The 15,328-nt window shown below is 51.2% G+C and carries 13 protein-coding genes; 6 read left to right on the forward strand and 7 right to left on the reverse strand.

What is annotated here, in order from left to right:
- The first annotated feature begins 2 nt into the window (after positions 1–2).
- From ACE41H_RS00870 to ACE41H_RS00890, 5 genes are all read left to right on the forward strand, one after another.
- Positions 3–1,268, forward strand: coding sequence for a TRAFAC clade GTPase domain-containing protein (locus tag ACE41H_RS00870; RefSeq protein WP_375352611.1), 1,266 nt, complete (start codon positions 3–5; stop codon positions 1,266–1,268).
- Complete coding sequence (locus tag ACE41H_RS00875) at positions 1,265–4,057, forward strand: GAP1-N2 domain-containing protein (protein WP_375352613.1); 2,793 nt, start codon at positions 1,265–1,267, stop codon at positions 4,055–4,057. The genes ACE41H_RS00870 and ACE41H_RS00875 overlap by 4 nt, the downstream gene beginning before the upstream one ends.
- 235 nt (positions 4,058–4,292) lie before the next feature.
- On the forward strand, positions 4,293–4,700 hold the full coding sequence (gene flgB / locus ACE41H_RS00880) for a flagellar basal body rod protein FlgB (RefSeq protein ID WP_375352615.1): 408 nt from the start codon (positions 4,293–4,295) through the stop codon (positions 4,698–4,700).
- A gap of 147 nt (positions 4,701–4,847) precedes the next feature.
- Positions 4,848–5,375: a hypothetical protein gene (locus tag ACE41H_RS00885; protein ID WP_375352617.1), complete on the forward strand. Its 528-nt coding sequence runs from the start codon at positions 4,848–4,850 to the stop codon at positions 5,373–5,375.
- Between the two features lie 254 nt (positions 5,376–5,629).
- A complete protein-coding gene (locus tag ACE41H_RS00890; RefSeq protein WP_375352619.1) occupies positions 5,630–8,011 on the forward strand; it encodes an endonuclease/exonuclease/phosphatase family protein in 2,382 nt (793 codons plus the stop codon).
- Positions 8,012–8,122: 111 nt separating this feature from the next.
- Here ACE41H_RS00890 and kduD read toward each other — a convergent pair whose 3' ends face one another.
- The 5 genes from kduD to ACE41H_RS00915 all read right to left on the reverse strand — a co-directional run bounded on the left by kduD (position 8,123) and on the right by ACE41H_RS00915 (position 12,634).
- A complete protein-coding gene (kduD, locus tag ACE41H_RS00895) occupies positions 8,123–8,875 on the reverse strand; it encodes a 2-dehydro-3-deoxy-D-gluconate 5-dehydrogenase KduD (protein ID WP_375352621.1) in 753 nt (250 codons plus the stop codon).
- Between the two features lie 42 nt (positions 8,876–8,917).
- Positions 8,918–9,676 (reverse strand): DeoR/GlpR family DNA-binding transcription regulator, encoded by a 759-nt coding sequence (locus ACE41H_RS00900; RefSeq protein ID WP_375352623.1) that lies wholly within the window; start codon positions 9,674–9,676, stop codon positions 8,918–8,920.
- Between the two features lie 45 nt (positions 9,677–9,721).
- On the reverse strand, positions 9,722–10,555 hold the full coding sequence (gene kduI, locus ACE41H_RS00905; protein ID WP_375352625.1) for a 5-dehydro-4-deoxy-D-glucuronate isomerase: 834 nt from the start codon (positions 10,553–10,555) through the stop codon (positions 9,722–9,724).
- Positions 10,556–10,747: 192 nt separating this feature from the next.
- On the reverse strand, positions 10,748–11,701 hold the full coding sequence (locus tag ACE41H_RS00910; RefSeq protein WP_375352626.1) for an aldo/keto reductase: 954 nt from the start codon (positions 11,699–11,701) through the stop codon (positions 10,748–10,750).
- Positions 11,702–12,145: 444 nt separating this feature from the next.
- Entirely contained in the window at positions 12,146–12,634 is a 489-nt protein-coding gene (locus tag ACE41H_RS00915) for a C40 family peptidase (protein WP_375352627.1), read from the reverse strand.
- A 218-nt stretch (positions 12,635–12,852) separates the two neighbouring features.
- On the opposite strand from ACE41H_RS00915, the gene ACE41H_RS00920 reads away from it, so the two are divergent.
- Positions 12,853–13,050 carry a hypothetical protein gene (locus ACE41H_RS00920; protein WP_375352629.1) on the forward strand — a complete coding sequence of 66 codons (198 nt, stop codon included), beginning with the start codon at positions 12,853–12,855 and terminating at the stop codon, positions 13,048–13,050.
- 63 nt (positions 13,051–13,113) lie between these two features.
- Here the strand turns inward: ACE41H_RS00920 and ACE41H_RS00925 are convergent, their stop codons facing one another.
- Positions 13,114–13,938: a carbonic anhydrase gene (locus ACE41H_RS00925; RefSeq protein WP_375352631.1), complete on the reverse strand. Its 825-nt coding sequence runs from the start codon at positions 13,936–13,938 to the stop codon at positions 13,114–13,116.
- Between the two features lie 129 nt (positions 13,939–14,067).
- Positions 14,068–15,312, reverse strand: coding sequence for a beta-ketoacyl-ACP synthase II (gene fabF / locus ACE41H_RS00930; protein WP_375352632.1), 1,245 nt, complete (start codon positions 15,310–15,312; stop codon positions 14,068–14,070).
- Between the last annotated feature and the right edge of the window lie 16 nt (positions 15,313–15,328).

The raw sequence follows: 15,328 nt of genomic DNA on the forward strand, positions 1-15,328 counted from the left end.
TAGTGGGCTTTTTTCAACAATTTTTTAAAAAGAAACTGCAGCCTGAGCCCAGGCCGCTGTTCTATGATATCGTCTGCCCGTATTGCTTCAGCAAATTTTCGCCGGAGGATGTAGTCTTCCGGGCTGCGCATCACCGTGAGGATGATGAGGATTTCGCGCTTGGCGAGGACGAGCTGCTGAATAAATACCGGGAGCGCTTCGGCCTCGACCAGGTGTACGAGATGGAGGCGGTGATTCATCCGCATGATGTGCCGGAGGAGCATCACATGTATTCCGATCATGTGCTGATCGGTCTGACGGACCGTTACGGGGAACTGACCCGGCGCCGTCTGTGTCCGCACTGCCATAACGAGCTGCCGGTCACGGCCGGCAAGGTGCCGAGCAACATCATTTCCATTATCGGGGCATCGCAGGCGGGCAAGTCAGTCTACATGACCTCGCTGATTCATACGCTGCAGCATTATACCGCCGATCATTTCGGCGCTGCATGCATGCCGCTGAACGCCGAGATCAGCCGAAAATTCCGTACCCTGTACGAGGAGCCGCTGTTTGAGCGGGGCGATTTGCTCTCGTCCACACAAAAGGAGAAGATGCAGGAGCCTTTCATTTTTCAGTTTGTGTTCAAGGATGAGGAGAAGGCGCCGCTGACCTTGGTCTTTTTTGACGTGGCCGGTGAAGGCATGGTAGATCAGGATTATCTCGGTCTGCACGGCCAGCATATCAAAAATTCGGCAGGCATTCTGTTCATGGTCGACCCGCTGCAGATTCGCTCCATTCGTGAGCGCATCAAGCTGAGTATTGGCGACAAGCCCGGAGAATTTGTCTCCCAGTATGATGAGCCGCGTGATGTGGTGCTGACCCTGTTCGGTGATTTCATCGCTTATCAGGATAAAACGAAAACGGACATTCCGACCGCCGTGGTGCTGACCAAGAGTGACATGCTGACGGCGCTTGCCGATGAGGAAGGCACTTATATCAAGAGCAACAGCAATATTTTTAACCCGATGGAGCACCGCAATTATCTGGATCTGACCGAGATTGCCAATATTGACGGTGAAATCCGGCGTTTCATCGAGAAGGTGGACAGGCCGTTCAAAGGCACGATGGATGTCTATTTTTCCAACACCGCTTATTTTGCCGTATCCGCGCTTGGCAGCAATCCGGTGGATCAGAAGCTGCAGGGGCTGGTCAGCCCGATCCGGGTGGATGAGCCTTTCATCTGGCTGCTGTATAAACTGAAGTATGTTGAGGGGAGAGAATTGCATTGAGCAGTTTGAAGCCCATTCAGCAGCAGATGTATACCCGTGAAAGGCAAGGCATTTTCCGGTCCGCTGAAGGGTTTGATACGATTGCCAAATCGCAGGGGCTGGAGAGCAACTGGATCAAGAAAGTGCTGCATCCTTTGTGTATATATGATGCGCCGACAGAGCTGACTTCGCGTGGGGAGAAGGACGAGAAGGCTTATCCAGATGCCGTTCACCTCGTGCGGACAGAGAACGGAGATATCGTGCTGGGGCGCAGCCTCTATAAGGCTGCCGATTTTACGGGCCTAAGAAGCGCATTCTTTACGCATAATTTTGTCATTCCTGCCGGTCACGGGGAAGGGGCTGCAGATTACAAGCTGTGGCTGAATACAGCATTTGCGGACTCCTACGACATCGAACAGGGAATGGAACTGCCTGAACTGGACACTCTGCCTGCGGAAAAGATATATCCCGCCGTTGCACCGGCATCCGTGCTTTCCGAGCTGAATATTGATGAGCAGACTTTCAAAAGACTATTGTATGCGGTCATGATGTCGCTGTCTGGCCGCAAAAAGGTATATGTCTCGCTGAATGTCCCGGCTGAGGAAACCTCTACCGCTGCTCAAAAGCTGCTGTTTGTTTTGTACGGCTATATGCCTTACGCATTCAGAAAGAAGCTTGGTTTCCTGACCTATGCCGCGGAGCCTGCCAGCAGGAAAGGCATTCAATTGACGTTTGTGGTGCAGGGCGGCCTGCGTCCGGGAGACCGGAATATTGAGAAGGAATTTGTGTTTGACCTTCCGCAGGGACGAATTCTGAACGCAGAGGCCGAAGAGGCTGAAAGGCCATTTCTGGAGTTGATGTGGGAGCATGTAAAAAGCGGAGAATCCCCTGAAGCATTCTTCAAGTTCGCGGATCAGATGCTGAACGGAATGGAAGCCGGGCGCGGGCTCAGCCTGCAGGGCTACGATGAGCTGAGCGTCTTTTACCGGATGGAACGGGGCGAGAACGAGTGGTATCAACGGAATAAAGCGTCGGTACTTCAAGGGCTGAACGCATACCTGACCAGCCCGGAAGCAATGCGTCGGCGGATGAGGCTGAATGATCTGTTTCTGGCCGCGTTCGACCGTGAGTTTGACGCCGTCAGACAAGGAGCGTTGCCAGACCCGGACGTGGTCAAGTGCTTCAAGGATTACTACAACGCCGATTCCTCGTATCTCGGCAACAAGCTGATCGAGTTCCTGATCCGCTCTTTGAACAATTTGCATTCCGCCACAAGAACGGACATGGCAGCGCGGATCTGCCAAATTATCGACAGCAGCCAGGCGCTTCTCGCTGCATTTTTACATAAGGTGCTCAGCACAGGCGCCTTGACGAACGCGCTGTTCCTTCCTTATGCACAAGAGAAGCTTGCGAGGGCTGCTGACGTACAGGATATGCTTGACCTATTCCGGGACTGGGGCAGGGTTCAGCCTGAGCTGCTGAATCGTCCGGAGTTCCAGAAGCTGGCGGAAGCAGTGGTCATGGATCGGCTGCGTTCCATGCCGCAGCGACATGAAGCAACGGTGCATTTTCAGCAAAGTGTGTTGAACATGATGCATGAAAGGCTCGGCACGCCTGCAGAAGAAGCGATGCTGGACAGGCTCTTTGAAGCGGGGGAGCGTTTCCTGCTGACAGAGGTTAAGCTGCAGGAGATCACGCCAGCCCAACTGAAGCAATTGGGCTTCTGCACCCGCCCCGATCTTGGCCCATGGGTAGCCCAGCTCCCGCCGAGGCTGCAGTCGCTGGCTGTTGAATTTGTGGCGGCTTATGATTGGTTCATAACAGAGAAGCCGGAGCCTTCTTTGCTTATGGAGCTTTCGGAGCAGGAACGGGAGCATGTGCGGGGCTGGGCCATGCGCTGGCTGTCGGCTGAGCTGCAAAACGGAAATTATGCCCGGCTGCTTCCTGCTTATATCGAGCTGTCGGAGAAAGGGAGCAGGGTATTGAATTTCGGCGCGCTGCTGAAGGATGTGCGGAGTTGGGCAGGAGACACTGAGCTCGTCTGCCGCTTTATCCGCTGGAGCGAGCAGCATACGGAATTCGGCAACCCGCGTACAGGCTTCCATCCGGATTATCAGAAGAGCCTGATGGTGTTCTTCAAGGAGGAAGGAAAAGAGGGCCTGCACAAGAAATCGCTGTGGCGGCGTCATTTCGAGCCGGCGCAAGGCCCTTATCTGGCATTCTATAATAAGGCGAAACGGGCAACCGATCCGCCACTGCTGCAAACGATGCGTAAGCTGCGCAAGGGCAGAGCGCTGCTGGTATTGCTTGCCACGGGCGCTCTGGTTGCGGCAGTGGTCGTATTCGCCTCCGGTCTGTTAAGCCCGGAACCGGAAGGCACTCCTCTGCAGAAGGCCCAGAGGAATGATACGTCGACCGTCGCTATAACGCAAACGGAGCCGGCCTCGCCGCAGAAGGAGGCTCCGGCAGTACAAGTGACTTTGCTGGCGAAAGAGGAAGGCTCAACAGCGAAAGGGTTAAAACTTTTGTTTGCATTCACAGACGTCGTACGGCAGGAGACATTTGAACCGGAGTCGATCAACATTACAGACCCGGAGGGGAACCGGCATGAATTCAAAGACTTTACGCTTGAGCCGGTGACACCGGATGCTGTACCTACAGCGAAGCAGCCTTCCTATTCTTATAAGGTATTGGTTACAATCAATGAAGACTATTCCATTCAGGAAGGCAGCACGGTTGAAGTGGACGGGGAAGAGTATCCGATCTCTTCAGCAGTTGATTCCGATAAGGGAAATGCAGGCGAACGTTAGGAGAATTCGTTAAGTATGTCGAAAGATAAGGCGGAGGCAGCCTTGGACTTCAATGAGTCCATAGGATGTCCCCGCCTTTATTTGTTGAGCGCATTAATTTTATACTAATCGATCCAGAAGGCGAAATTAAAAAACCTCCGGATCAGAGGTGTTTGCTATTCATTTCTGCAATGAAGGAGCCGATAAATAATTATATTTGTCTCTTTGGATCCAGAAAGAAGAGGAGAATGTCACCATGATTCATTCCAATAATAATGAACTGAATGCATCCCTGCTGGTCGCGCTGAATGCCAGAAACCGCGTGATCGCGAACAATGTCGCTAATGCCGATACGCCGTATTACAAGGCCCAGTCTGTTGAGTTTGAAGCAGAGCTGAAGCGCAAGCTGGAAAGCGGATCGAGCGGCCAGCTTGTCCTGAAGCGTACCGATCCGAGACATCTGCCCATGCCGAGCGCCTCCAATCAGGTGGAATTTAAGGTTGTTGAAGATCAGAACACAACGATGAACAACAACAAGAACAATGTGGACATTGACAAGGAGATGTCTGCGCTGGCGGAGAACCAGCTACTGTACAACTACACGGTTGACCGGGTGAGCGGTTATTATTCCAAAATGAAAAATCTGCTTTCCGATTTGAAATAGTTAAATCGAATATTTTAAAACAGGAAATCCGCGCGCGGCGCGGATTTTTTGTTCATCGATAGACTTTTTTGTTACAGTAGAGTTCAAATAGGACACTATATAGATAGCTGGTTATTTCGCAAGAACTGCTGCAGAGGAGGAGAAGGGATGGCAAGACAAAACATAAGAGTTCCTTACGGATATGAACCGCCTGAAGAGACCCGGAAGGGAACGCTGATTTTTTATGACGCTTTTGAAGAAGTAACGGATGCTGAGCTGGAGCGCGCTTACACAGCTTTTGAGCAACGCGCTTTTGCCAAGCTGGTCCTGTACCCGCTGCATGAAGATACGGTCCGGCGAATGTGGAAGGAGCCGGTTAGCGCTTTTCATAAACGGCAAAAACGTCTGGAAGAATGGAAGCTCGATTCCGGTCATTCCATGGTTAGCATTCAGAATTGGGATGGTAAACGAAAAAAATACACACCGATCGATACCGCTTTGCGCTATTTGACCGAGGCGTATCCGGCCCCGTATTTTCTCTATATGACTCCAGAAATGGCCCATTTATTCGCTTCTTTTTCCACGTTTGAGGAGTGGATTGTTCAGCTTAGATTGCTCTTATCCGCTGAGCCGGAAATCGTCCATCCACGGCTTGAAAAATTTCGGCATAGATGGGATGTATTTGCCGGGGAATAAAAAATGCAGGGAGCCAGGAATAGGAGGGTCACTGCAGATTATCGGCCGACAGCCACTTAGCCAGCGAACACGTATCTTGTGTCCGCTGGCTTTTTGCTTTTTTGTGTAAAGTCAAAACGGAACAATTAACAATGAATTCACTTGTATTTTATATTGACTTGAGTTTTCGGCTTTAAGCTAGAAACAGATGTCTAGGAATCTTCCTAAACAACTACGAGAATATTACAACGACCTGAAAGGGAGGGAAACATACTGTGTCCCAAGTGAAATCATTATTTAGTCGTCTGATATGCGCCATGCTTGCAGTCGTCCTTGGTATGCCAATGCTAGGTCTATTTGCGCAAGAGGCTCATGCGGCCGATTATACAATGGCTACGAACAAGTCGGTTTACTGGCAGGGTGAAAGCGTTGAGGTAACCTATTCAGGGGCGGTTAATGAAAAAGATTGGATCGCTTTATATGAAGCTTCCAATGATAATCTGAAAAACTACCTGGAGTGGCACTACACGGGGACTGGAGAAGGTACCTTAACATTCAATACTTCCTCCTTGAAGCCGGGGGACTATACCCTTCATTTTTTGGTTAACGACGGGTATCAAGTTGAGGCAAGCGTCTCGTTTGCCATTGAAGCGTTGCCGGCGCCTTCCGGTATGTCTCTGGACGCAGCAATAGACGGTGATAAAACCATTACTGGTGATGTCACGATTACACCGCCTGCAGATAATGAGATCATTCAAAATTATAAATTGTATTGGGGCGGAACGAGCGGTATGCTCTCTGACGTGCCGGAAGTGGCCACGGTAACGAGCGCTGCTTATCAGGAGGATGTCGTGTTCTCGTTTCAACCGGGAACCGTCGTGCCTGATGGAGCTACTTCCCTCCTGGTCTATTCCGAACACGAAGGACTACAATCGCAATCCTTCGCGAGAGCGCTGCTTCCAGGATATGTGGCCCCGGACGAGGTGGATTTAACCGTGATGAGTTTTAATATTTGGCAAGGACCGGTCAAATCCAAATACGGCGTTGACGGTGCAGCGCAGCATATTGCAAACGCCATCCGTGAAAGCAGAGCCGATGTGACGGGCATTCAGGAAACGGACAGGGATATCGTCGTCAAAGCAGCGCAATTGCTCGGGTTTCATGCCGCCGTCAAAGCAAACAGCGACCTCAGTCTGATCAGCAAATATCCAATCATCGAGGTTGATGAAGCGAATGACTATTATCTGATCGAAGTCGTGCCGGACAAGGCGGTGGCCATCGGTAATGTCCATTTGTCTTCTTCACCTTATGGTCCATACGATATCCAAGAGGGTAAAACGGTCGAAGCCGTTTTGCAGAACGAGAATATATATCATATGACAGAAATGAAGAGTACGTTCAACAAGCTTCCGGCTTTGGCCGCCCAAGGAATGCCGGTATTCCTCACTGGCGATTTCAACGTTCCGTCGCACTTGGACTGGGTCGAAGGTAATAAAGATCGCCATAATGGTCAGGTCGTTGAATGGCCGGTATCCAAGAAGCTGGAGGAGCTTGGTTTCCAGGATTCCTATCGTGTCATGCATCCCGATTCTGTAGCGGAGCCTACCATTACTTGGGCCGCTGAAGGAACGGAATGGAAGAACCCGGAAATGTATGATCGGATCGATTATGTATACAGTCACGGTCCCGCTGTTGTAAAGAACAGCCAGGTCTATGGCGAGAAGCAGGTGGTTGGAGGAAACTCCAATTCTTTTACGAAATCCGATGTAGAATTGGATACCTGGGTATCCGACCACAGAGCTGTGGTTTCGACTTTCACCGTAACTCCGCGCAGTTACAATGACTTGGAGCTGCCCAAAGATCCGGAAATTGAAAAAGCGACGATAAGTCTGGAAAAAACCGTTTTCGCTCATGGCGAACCGATTACAGTCAGCTATAAAGGCGCCCAAAGCCTGACGGATTGGATCGGGATTTATAAGAAGGATGAAAGTCCAGGCGGTCCTGCTTCACAAAAATGGGACTATGTGCCGAGTCTGCCTGACGGTAAATTGATATTGGATGACAACAGCGAGGGCAAAGTAGCCACTATGGCGGATATTGCGCCGGGCGAATATTATGTTGCACTGCTGCTCAACGGCGGTTATCAGGAAAATGCCGAGCGGATATACTTTAAAATTACCGCCAAGACAACGCCAGAAATACCGGGAACACCAGGAACGCCAGAAACTCCAGAAACTCCAGGGACGCCGACAACGCCGAAACCGCATGATTCGGATGATGATGACGACGATTCGGATGATTCATCCTCGGGTGGCAGTTCGAACAATGGTTCAGTTTCAAAACCGGGACAGGAACAATCAAAGCCTGGCACCGAGCCTGAAACCAGGCCGGAAAATACACCGGCGGATGAAGATGAGCAGCCAGCAAAACCAAGCACACCGGTGGAATCGGTCTTTACCGACATCGACTCTTCATTCAAAGCGATCGGTGCGGTTCAATCCATGTTTGACAAAGGTGTCATCAAAGGTGTAGGCGGAAACAAGTTTAACGGCGAAGCTAAATTAAACCGTGCGGATTCCGTGATCATGTTGAACCGGTTGTTCAACATTGCCGGCCAATCCGGGACCAGCTTTGCCGATGTGAAACCAACTGGATAAACAATTTTTGACTGAATAAAGTCGCCTCCTTCAATACTGGGATTAGAAAAAGGTTTCCGCTAGCCAAGGCAAGCGGAAACCTTTCTATTCTAAAGCCGGTGATTCGGAGAATTAGCGTGCCATCCAGCCGCCGTCAACGCACAGGACATGCCCGTTCATATAGTCGGAGGCAGCGGAAGCGAGGAATACGGCTGGTCCCTTGAGATCCTCTGGCGTGCCCCAGCGCCCTGCCGGAATGCGCTCAGTAATGGAACGTGTTCGGTCAGGGTCCTGCAGAATCGGCGCCGTATTGTTCGTATCAATGTAGCCCGGAGCGATAGCGTTAACCTGGATGCCTTTTTGCGCCCATTCGTTGGCCAGCGCTTTCGTTAGACCGGCAATGCCATGCTTGCTCGCCGTATATCCGGGAACGTTGATGCCGCCCTGGAAGGAGAGCATGGAGGCGATATTGATGATTTTGCCGCTGCTGCGGCTGATCATATGCCGTCCGGCGAGCTGTGACAGGATAAAAATGGAGTTGAGGTTCAAATTGATGACATCGTTCCAGTCCTGCAAACTGTGCTCTGCCGCTGGAGCTCTGCGAATCGTGCCTGCGTTATTGACGAGAATATCAATGTTTCCCGTTAAGCTCAGGGCATCAGTGAGCACCTGCTCGATACCGTCGGTCATGCCTAGATCGGCCTTGAGATCAAGCGCCTGTCTTCCCAAAGCACGAATGGAGGAGACCGCTTGCTCACTGCCTGATCTGGATACGGTCACGACGTCGGCTCCGGCTTCAGCAAGACCAATCGCGATGCTTTCCCCGATTCCGCCGGAGCTGCCTGTGACAAGCGCCGTTTTTCCTTCAAGCTGAAACCATTGCATATAATAATGACACTCCTTTATATAGATGTCGGATGGATAGAATCAGGTGTTACTGATTAAACGGACGCCTGTCTCCCTGATACGCTGGCCCTGCTCGCTATCCGGAATCCGGTCCGTGATAATGGCCGTCAGATCCGACAGAGGGGCAAATGTGCGCAGGGCGGTCTGTCCAAATTTGTGATGATCGACAGCGGCGTACACCTCTTTGGAGACCGCGATCAGCGCCCGTTTGAAATCGATAAGATCGCTTGTATACACGGACAAGCCGTTCTCCGGGTGGAGGGCGGTAGAAGAGATGAATGCTTTCCGGATATTCAGGCCGTGTATGAAGGCCACTGCTTCCGGCCCTGCAAGCACATTACGGACACGGTAGCCGCCTGGCACGACAAGGCGAATATGATCTTTTGGAGCCAGCTCGCTGATGATATATACATCATTGGTAATGACCGTGATGGGTTCCGGTCCCAGCTGCTTTGCAATTTCCTGGGTCGTGCTGCCGCCGTCCAGGGCAATAATATCGTTCTCGACGATGAGCGATGCTGCTGCAGCGGCAATTTGCTTTTTTTCGGACAGGTGCTTGATTTGCGATTCATGCTCGGGCAGAATCCCGTATTGCTCGCGGCTAGCCAGCATGGCTCCGCCATGAACACGTACGACGAAGCCCTGCTCCTCCAGCTTGGTAAGATCCTCGCGGATCGTTTTGCCGGTGACATTCAGGCGCTCGCTGAGCTCATTGACCGTCACTTCTTTGTCACGCAGCAGGACCTCCATAATTATTTCATATCTACGAAGAGGGTTCATAAAGCAGTCATCCGTTCTGTGAATGTACGTCGATAGACGTTTTTCTTATCTTAACTCGCCCATGGCCACGCCGTCCATATCCTCGAAAATCTGGTTTTCTCCGGCCATTCCCCATATGAATGTGTAATTATGAGTGCCTACGCCGCTATGAATGGACCAGCTTGGGGAAATGACAGCCTGTTCATTACGCATGACGACATGGCGTGTCTCTTGCGGTTCGCCCATAAGGTGGAATACCACAGCATCGTCCGGAAGGTTAAAATACAGGTATACCTCGGAACGGCGGTTATGGGTATGCGCCGGCATCGTATTCCACATATTGCCTGGTTCCAGTATCGTCATGCCCATCACAAGCTGGCAGCTTTGAATGCCTTTATCATGGATATAACGGTAAATCGTCCGTTCATTGGAATGTTCAATGGAGCCGAGATGAACGTTAAAGGCATCGGAAGGACCTGTTTTCACGGTCGGGTAGGTTTTATGGGCCGGTGTCGAATTTAAATAAAATTTGGCCGGATTGGCGGAATCACTGCTCTTGAACAGCACTTCTTTAGCTCCCAGTCCCACATACAGGCACTCCCGCGTGTCCAATTTGTAATCGCTGCCGTCTACGGTTACCGTTCCGGGGCCGCCGATGTTGATGATTCCCACTTCGCGGCGCTCCAGAAAGGTATCTGCACCAATGGTTTTAGAATCCGCTTTCAATTCTATTGCTTCCTGAACCGGAACGGCGGCTCCAATGATATAGCGGTCCACATGGGAATAGACCAGCTTCAGTTCACCAGGCACGAATAAAGACTCGATCACATACTCACGGCGAAGGCGCTCCGTGTCGAAAGCTTTCACTTCATTGGGATGAGAGGCGTGGCGGTTTTCCATAATTACTGTCTCCTTCATGTTCGTTTTAGTTAAAATAGGGTTTATATAAGTTTAAATTAATCCAATTCGGTTCGTTTGGCAAGTAAATAAATGAAATTTTATGTACGGCTTTAGCCATGAACGGTCAGAGCGTTCATGGCTGGTAAGGGAGTCTATTCTTCAAACGTTCCTGGTCAATGGGCTTTATCCGCGTCAGTCCAGGCTGGCGGAGATATGGTCCTGGCGCAGATCCAGCCATTCGAGCTGCTCGCGGGACAGCTGAATCGTGGCGCCTTCAGCACAGGAATCCAGCTCCGCAGGGTTGCGGGCGCCAATGACCGCACTGGTTGGGAACGGCTGATTCAGCACATACGCAAGGGCGATCTGAATCGTGCTGGCATTCTTCGCTTCTGCAAGCTGTTCTGCACGGCGAAGGCGTTCCCAGTTCTCATCGCTGTAAAATACGCGCACCAAATCCTCGTTATCCCGCCGCTCCGGTGTGAATTGCCCGGTAAAAAAACCTCTGGCCTGCGAGGACCAGGATAACAGTGGAAGCTGCTGCCGTTCATGCCAGTTGCAGGTTGCCTCGTCTGCGGAGACACAGCCGGGCCAGAAGGGCTCGTTGGCTTTGGCCAGGCTGTGATTGGGGCTGCTGAAGGAGAAGCCGCGCAGTCCGTGTGCTGCTGCGTATTCATTCGCTTCCTGCAGCCGCTGCCAGGTCCAGTTGGAGGCGCCGATCGCTTCAATCGTTCCGGCCTCAATGTGACGGTTCAGGACTTCAAGGATTTCCCCGACAGGGACAGAGGGGTCATCCCGGTGAAGGGCATAAAGCTCTACCGAGGACGTCTGCAGCCTCTCCAGGCTGCGGGCCAAATCCGCATCAATGGCTTCGCGGTTCACACGCGGTCCGTTTTGATCATGATGCGCCCCTTTGGTCAGAATCACCCACTGATCCCGATTCCCCTTTTCCTGCATATATCTGCCGATGACCTCTTCACTTTGGCCTCCGGTATAGATATAAGCCGTATCCAGCGTATTGCCGCCTGCCGCCAGAAAAGCATCCAGATTGCGTACGGCTGTGTCATAAGTTTCATGGGTGAAATAATCGGAGCCTTTAATCAGACGAGATACCGGTTTACTGGCTCCTTCAATCCGAATATAATCCATAATTGCTGTTCGCCTCCCTGATTACTTTAATTCTTTCTGAAGGGTGACCGGCTGCTGCCGTCAGGGTTATATTAACATTAGAAAGAAAACGGTTCCATATAAGAAATACGAAGCAGAAGTGCGGAATATCACTTCTTTTTTGTTATATCAGGAGTCTCACAGCATACGAAAGGGGTGCCCCAGGTCGTAGGACCTTGAAGGACACCCCGGATATCCGGATATTAAAAATGCGTGTTCAAAAAGTCAGGTTTTCAGCATCAAGAAGGTTGAATGAAGCTAGGGACTGAGGAGCGGAGCGTACGTTTGGGTACGTGAGCACCTGAAATGTTTCCGCAGGAAACATGCTTCGGAAGCATCTGCTTAGTCTCGGCTGAATTCAAGATTCGATGTCGAGTCCGCCTCCTGACTTCCTTCGTGATCAAAAGATGACTTTTTGAACAACCTCTAAAAGTGTCGTCCAGTGATATAGCGGCTGCCCCAGTAGCCTGTATTAATACTGGCGATGCCAACACCCTTGTTCGGCATGTTGCTGATCATTTTGCCGTTTCCAACATAAATGCCAACATGGTCGATCCGACCGGGCTTGTTCACGCTGAACATAACAAGATCACCGACGGACAGCTTGCTCTTGCTGTTCACTGCCTTCCCTCGTTTAGCCTGGGCTTTGGACCCCCAAGGTATGTTTATCCCGTTCTTCTTGAACACAAATTGAGTAAAGGAGGAGCAATCAAAGATGAGCCTGGAAGGATTGCGAACACCAAACTTGTATGTAACTTTGCCCTGATAGGACTTGGCGGTATTGACGATTTTGCTTCCGCTGGTTGCATAAAATTCCTGGGCAGAATCGGAGGCAGAAGCGGAGCTTGGAATTATGGTGCTTGCAGCAGAGAAAAGCATTGAGAGAGCTAGAGTAGCAGTAGCTAGTTTTTTCATGGGTCATCTCACTTCCTTGATTGGTAGATATATCAGTTACAGGTGTACATTAGCATAGGAGCTAACAAAAATTCCTTAGTGGATGTTTGGGTATGGAGGAAATTTCGGCCAAAGACACATGAAAATCGACTTGCGTGCCGATAAAAAAATAGAACATCGGGAAGGTCGGGTGAAGGTGAATGAAAGTTAATGGACGTAGAAAAAATGGAGCATTATGGATGAACATGTCTAGCGGATTTCACAAATTAGGTGATTACAGAGAGGAATTTGACGTCAGTACAGGGGACAGGCTTATGTCCAGTCTGACACGCCGAGTGTATTCCATCGTGCTGATTCAAATCGGGGAGGAGAGTTTTGCCGAGATTGAGCTATTTGTGAAGGGAGAAGCTGGTCTTGACGCCTGGAAGAACACATAAAACCTCAAACAGCCGGCCTCAAGTTCGAAGCCGGTTATTTGAGGTCTATTCAACGTTTCATCGTTACTCGCTCACTACTTTACGCTCGCCCAAGGGCTGTACCGGACGATGATTGTCAGGAAAAATGGCTGCAAATTGATCAATTTGCGCTTGCGACATCTCAATCGGGTTGTCCAGCACAATCCAGCTTACCCCCTCAGTGCATGATGGAGTTGTAAGCGAGCCGTTGTAACGGATGGAATGCAGGTTTTCCGGAAGCATGGATGCGAGATTAATGGTGCCTTCCAATTCAACCGTTTCTTCTGTTTCCTTGGCAGGCATGCTGCTCCATATGCTCTCGAACGCCTTGTTTTCAGCGCCATTGTTGATCAGAACACCAAGCACCGCAGTTTTACCGTCCTCGCTTTGATGGACAAAATGCAGCTCCATGTCCGCATTTTGTCCGTTAATCTGATGTTCGCTCGGGTGATGGAAATGGAACTGGGCAAGCGTAAATCTGCTTCCGTCCAGCATGATGTAAGGGTTGGCATCTTTCAGACTGACCTGGATCGTATGTCCGTTGTTTTGTATATTTGCTTCCGCAATGCCGTAATGGATCTCTATCGGCTGAATGGCATCCGAGGACGTTAGCTGGGAGCGTTTAATGTTGATGGGGGACTGCTGTGTTCCGTATTTGCATGCCAGGAAATCTTCATTCAGATCCCCCCAGTGCTCTGGTCCGGTGTCGCCTTCATATGACCAGTGAGCGGGGGAGACTACGGGAACAGAGCCTGTCTGAATGCCGGGAGTATCGGTGCCCGTTTCAGTTTCCGCGGCCTGGTTTGGCCGCTGGGTGCATCCAGCCATAAACACAAGGACAAGCAGCACAGTTATCCATGCGATTTGCAATCTGTTTTTCAGCGGCGTTTCCTTCTTTCTTGATGTGTATATAACTTATAATATTGTAATTTATTTCATATATATGCTCAAGGGCCGTCCCATTTTTCATGCAGCGGGACGGCCCTTGAGTGTAATATATTATGGGATGAATTTCCTTAAAAGGATGGCGGAATTATGCCCGCCAAAGCCGAAGGAATTGGACATGCTGATCATCAGCTCAGCCGGCCGTGCCTGATTCGGCACGTAGTCAAGGTCGCATTCCGGATCAGGCGTCTCCAGGTTGATGGTCGGCGGGACGATGCCATCCTGCAGAGATTTCACCAACGCAACCGCTTCGACGGCGCCTGATGCCCCCAGCATATGACCGGTCATGGACTTGTTCGCTGTGACCGGCATACGGTACGCATGGTCTCCGAACACTTGCTTGAGCGCGGCGGTCTCTGAGCGGTCCCCGATCATCGTGCTCGTGGCATGGGCGCTGATGACGTCCACCTGTTCCGGAGAGATACCGGCTTCGGACAATGCAGCAACCATCGCCCGAGCTGCCCCGTGTCCGTCCGGCGGGGTGGCTACCATATGGTAGGCGTCTGAACTCGCCCCGTAACCGATCACCTCTGCCAGAATGGTGGCTCCTCTGTTTTGCGCATGGGAGAGGGATTCCAGAACGAGGATGCCGGCCCCCTCCGCCATGACGAATCCATCCCGTTCCGCGTCAAACGGGCGGCTTGCCCGCTCAGGCTGTGCATTGCGGGTGGAGAGGGCAGTCGCATTGGCAAAGCTGGCCAGGGCAATATCCGTTAGGGCCGCCTCTGTGCCGCCCGCGATCATGATGTCCGAACGCCCGGCCTGGATATTGAAAAAAGCTTCTCCAATAGCAGTGTTTCCAATGGAGCAGGCGGTCACCGGCGACATGGAGGGGCCAAGCGCGCCATACCTGATGCTGATCATGGCGGCTGCCATATTGGAAATCATCATGGGCACCAGAACCGGACTGATCCGTTCCGGTCCGCGTGCGGCGAGAACGGCGCTCTGGTTCAACAGGCTTTGAATACCTCCTGTACCGGAGCCGACATACACCCCGAACCGCTCCCTATTTATCTCTTCAAGCTTGAGTTCTGATTGCTGTAGGGCCTCATCCGCAGCCGCCAGAGCGAACTGGCAGAAGCGGTCCATTTTGCGGGCTTCTTTAGTGCCAAAAAGCGCATTTGCATCGAAATCATGTACAATCCCCGCCATTTTCACCTTCTGCTTTGATGTATCCAGCGAATCTATTTGCGAAATTCCGGATTTCCCGCGTACAAGGCCGGACCAGAACGTCTCCACATTATTGCCCAGCGGCGTAATAACGCCCATGCCTGTGATTACGACTCTTTCTTTCTCCATAAAAGGAACCTCCCTT

The organism is Paenibacillus enshidis (genome assembly GCF_042136365.1).
GTDB lineage: Bacteria > Bacillota > Bacilli > Paenibacillales > Paenibacillaceae > Paenibacillus > Paenibacillus enshidis.

Excerpts from the sequence above, each read along its gene's own strand:
- ACE41H_RS00915 (WP_375352627.1), bottom strand. The coding sequence starts at position 12,634 with ATGAAAAAACTAGCTACTGCTACTCTAGCTCTCTCAATGCTTTTCTCT.
- flgB (WP_375352615.1), top strand. The coding sequence starts at position 4,293 with ATGATTCATTCCAATAATAATGAACTGAATGCATCCCTGCTGGTCGCG.
- kduD (WP_375352621.1), bottom strand. The coding sequence starts at position 8,875 with ATGCAATGGTTTCAGCTTGAAGGAAAAACGGCGCTTGTCACAGGCAGC.
- ACE41H_RS00920 (WP_375352629.1), top strand. The coding sequence starts at position 12,853 with ATGAACATGTCTAGCGGATTTCACAAATTAGGTGATTACAGAGAGGAA.
- fabF (WP_375352632.1), bottom strand. The coding sequence starts at position 15,312 with ATGGAGAAAGAAAGAGTCGTAATCACAGGCATGGGCGTTATTACGCCG.
- ACE41H_RS00900 (WP_375352623.1), bottom strand. The coding sequence starts at position 9,676 with ATGAACCCTCTTCGTAGATATGAAATAATTATGGAGGTCCTGCTGCGT.
- ACE41H_RS00910 (WP_375352626.1), bottom strand. The coding sequence starts at position 11,701 with ATGGATTATATTCGGATTGAAGGAGCCAGTAAACCGGTATCTCGTCTG.
- ACE41H_RS00885 (WP_375352617.1), top strand. The coding sequence starts at position 4,848 with ATGGCAAGACAAAACATAAGAGTTCCTTACGGATATGAACCGCCTGAA.
- kduI (WP_375352625.1), bottom strand. The coding sequence starts at position 10,555 with ATGGAAAACCGCCACGCCTCTCATCCCAATGAAGTGAAAGCTTTCGAC.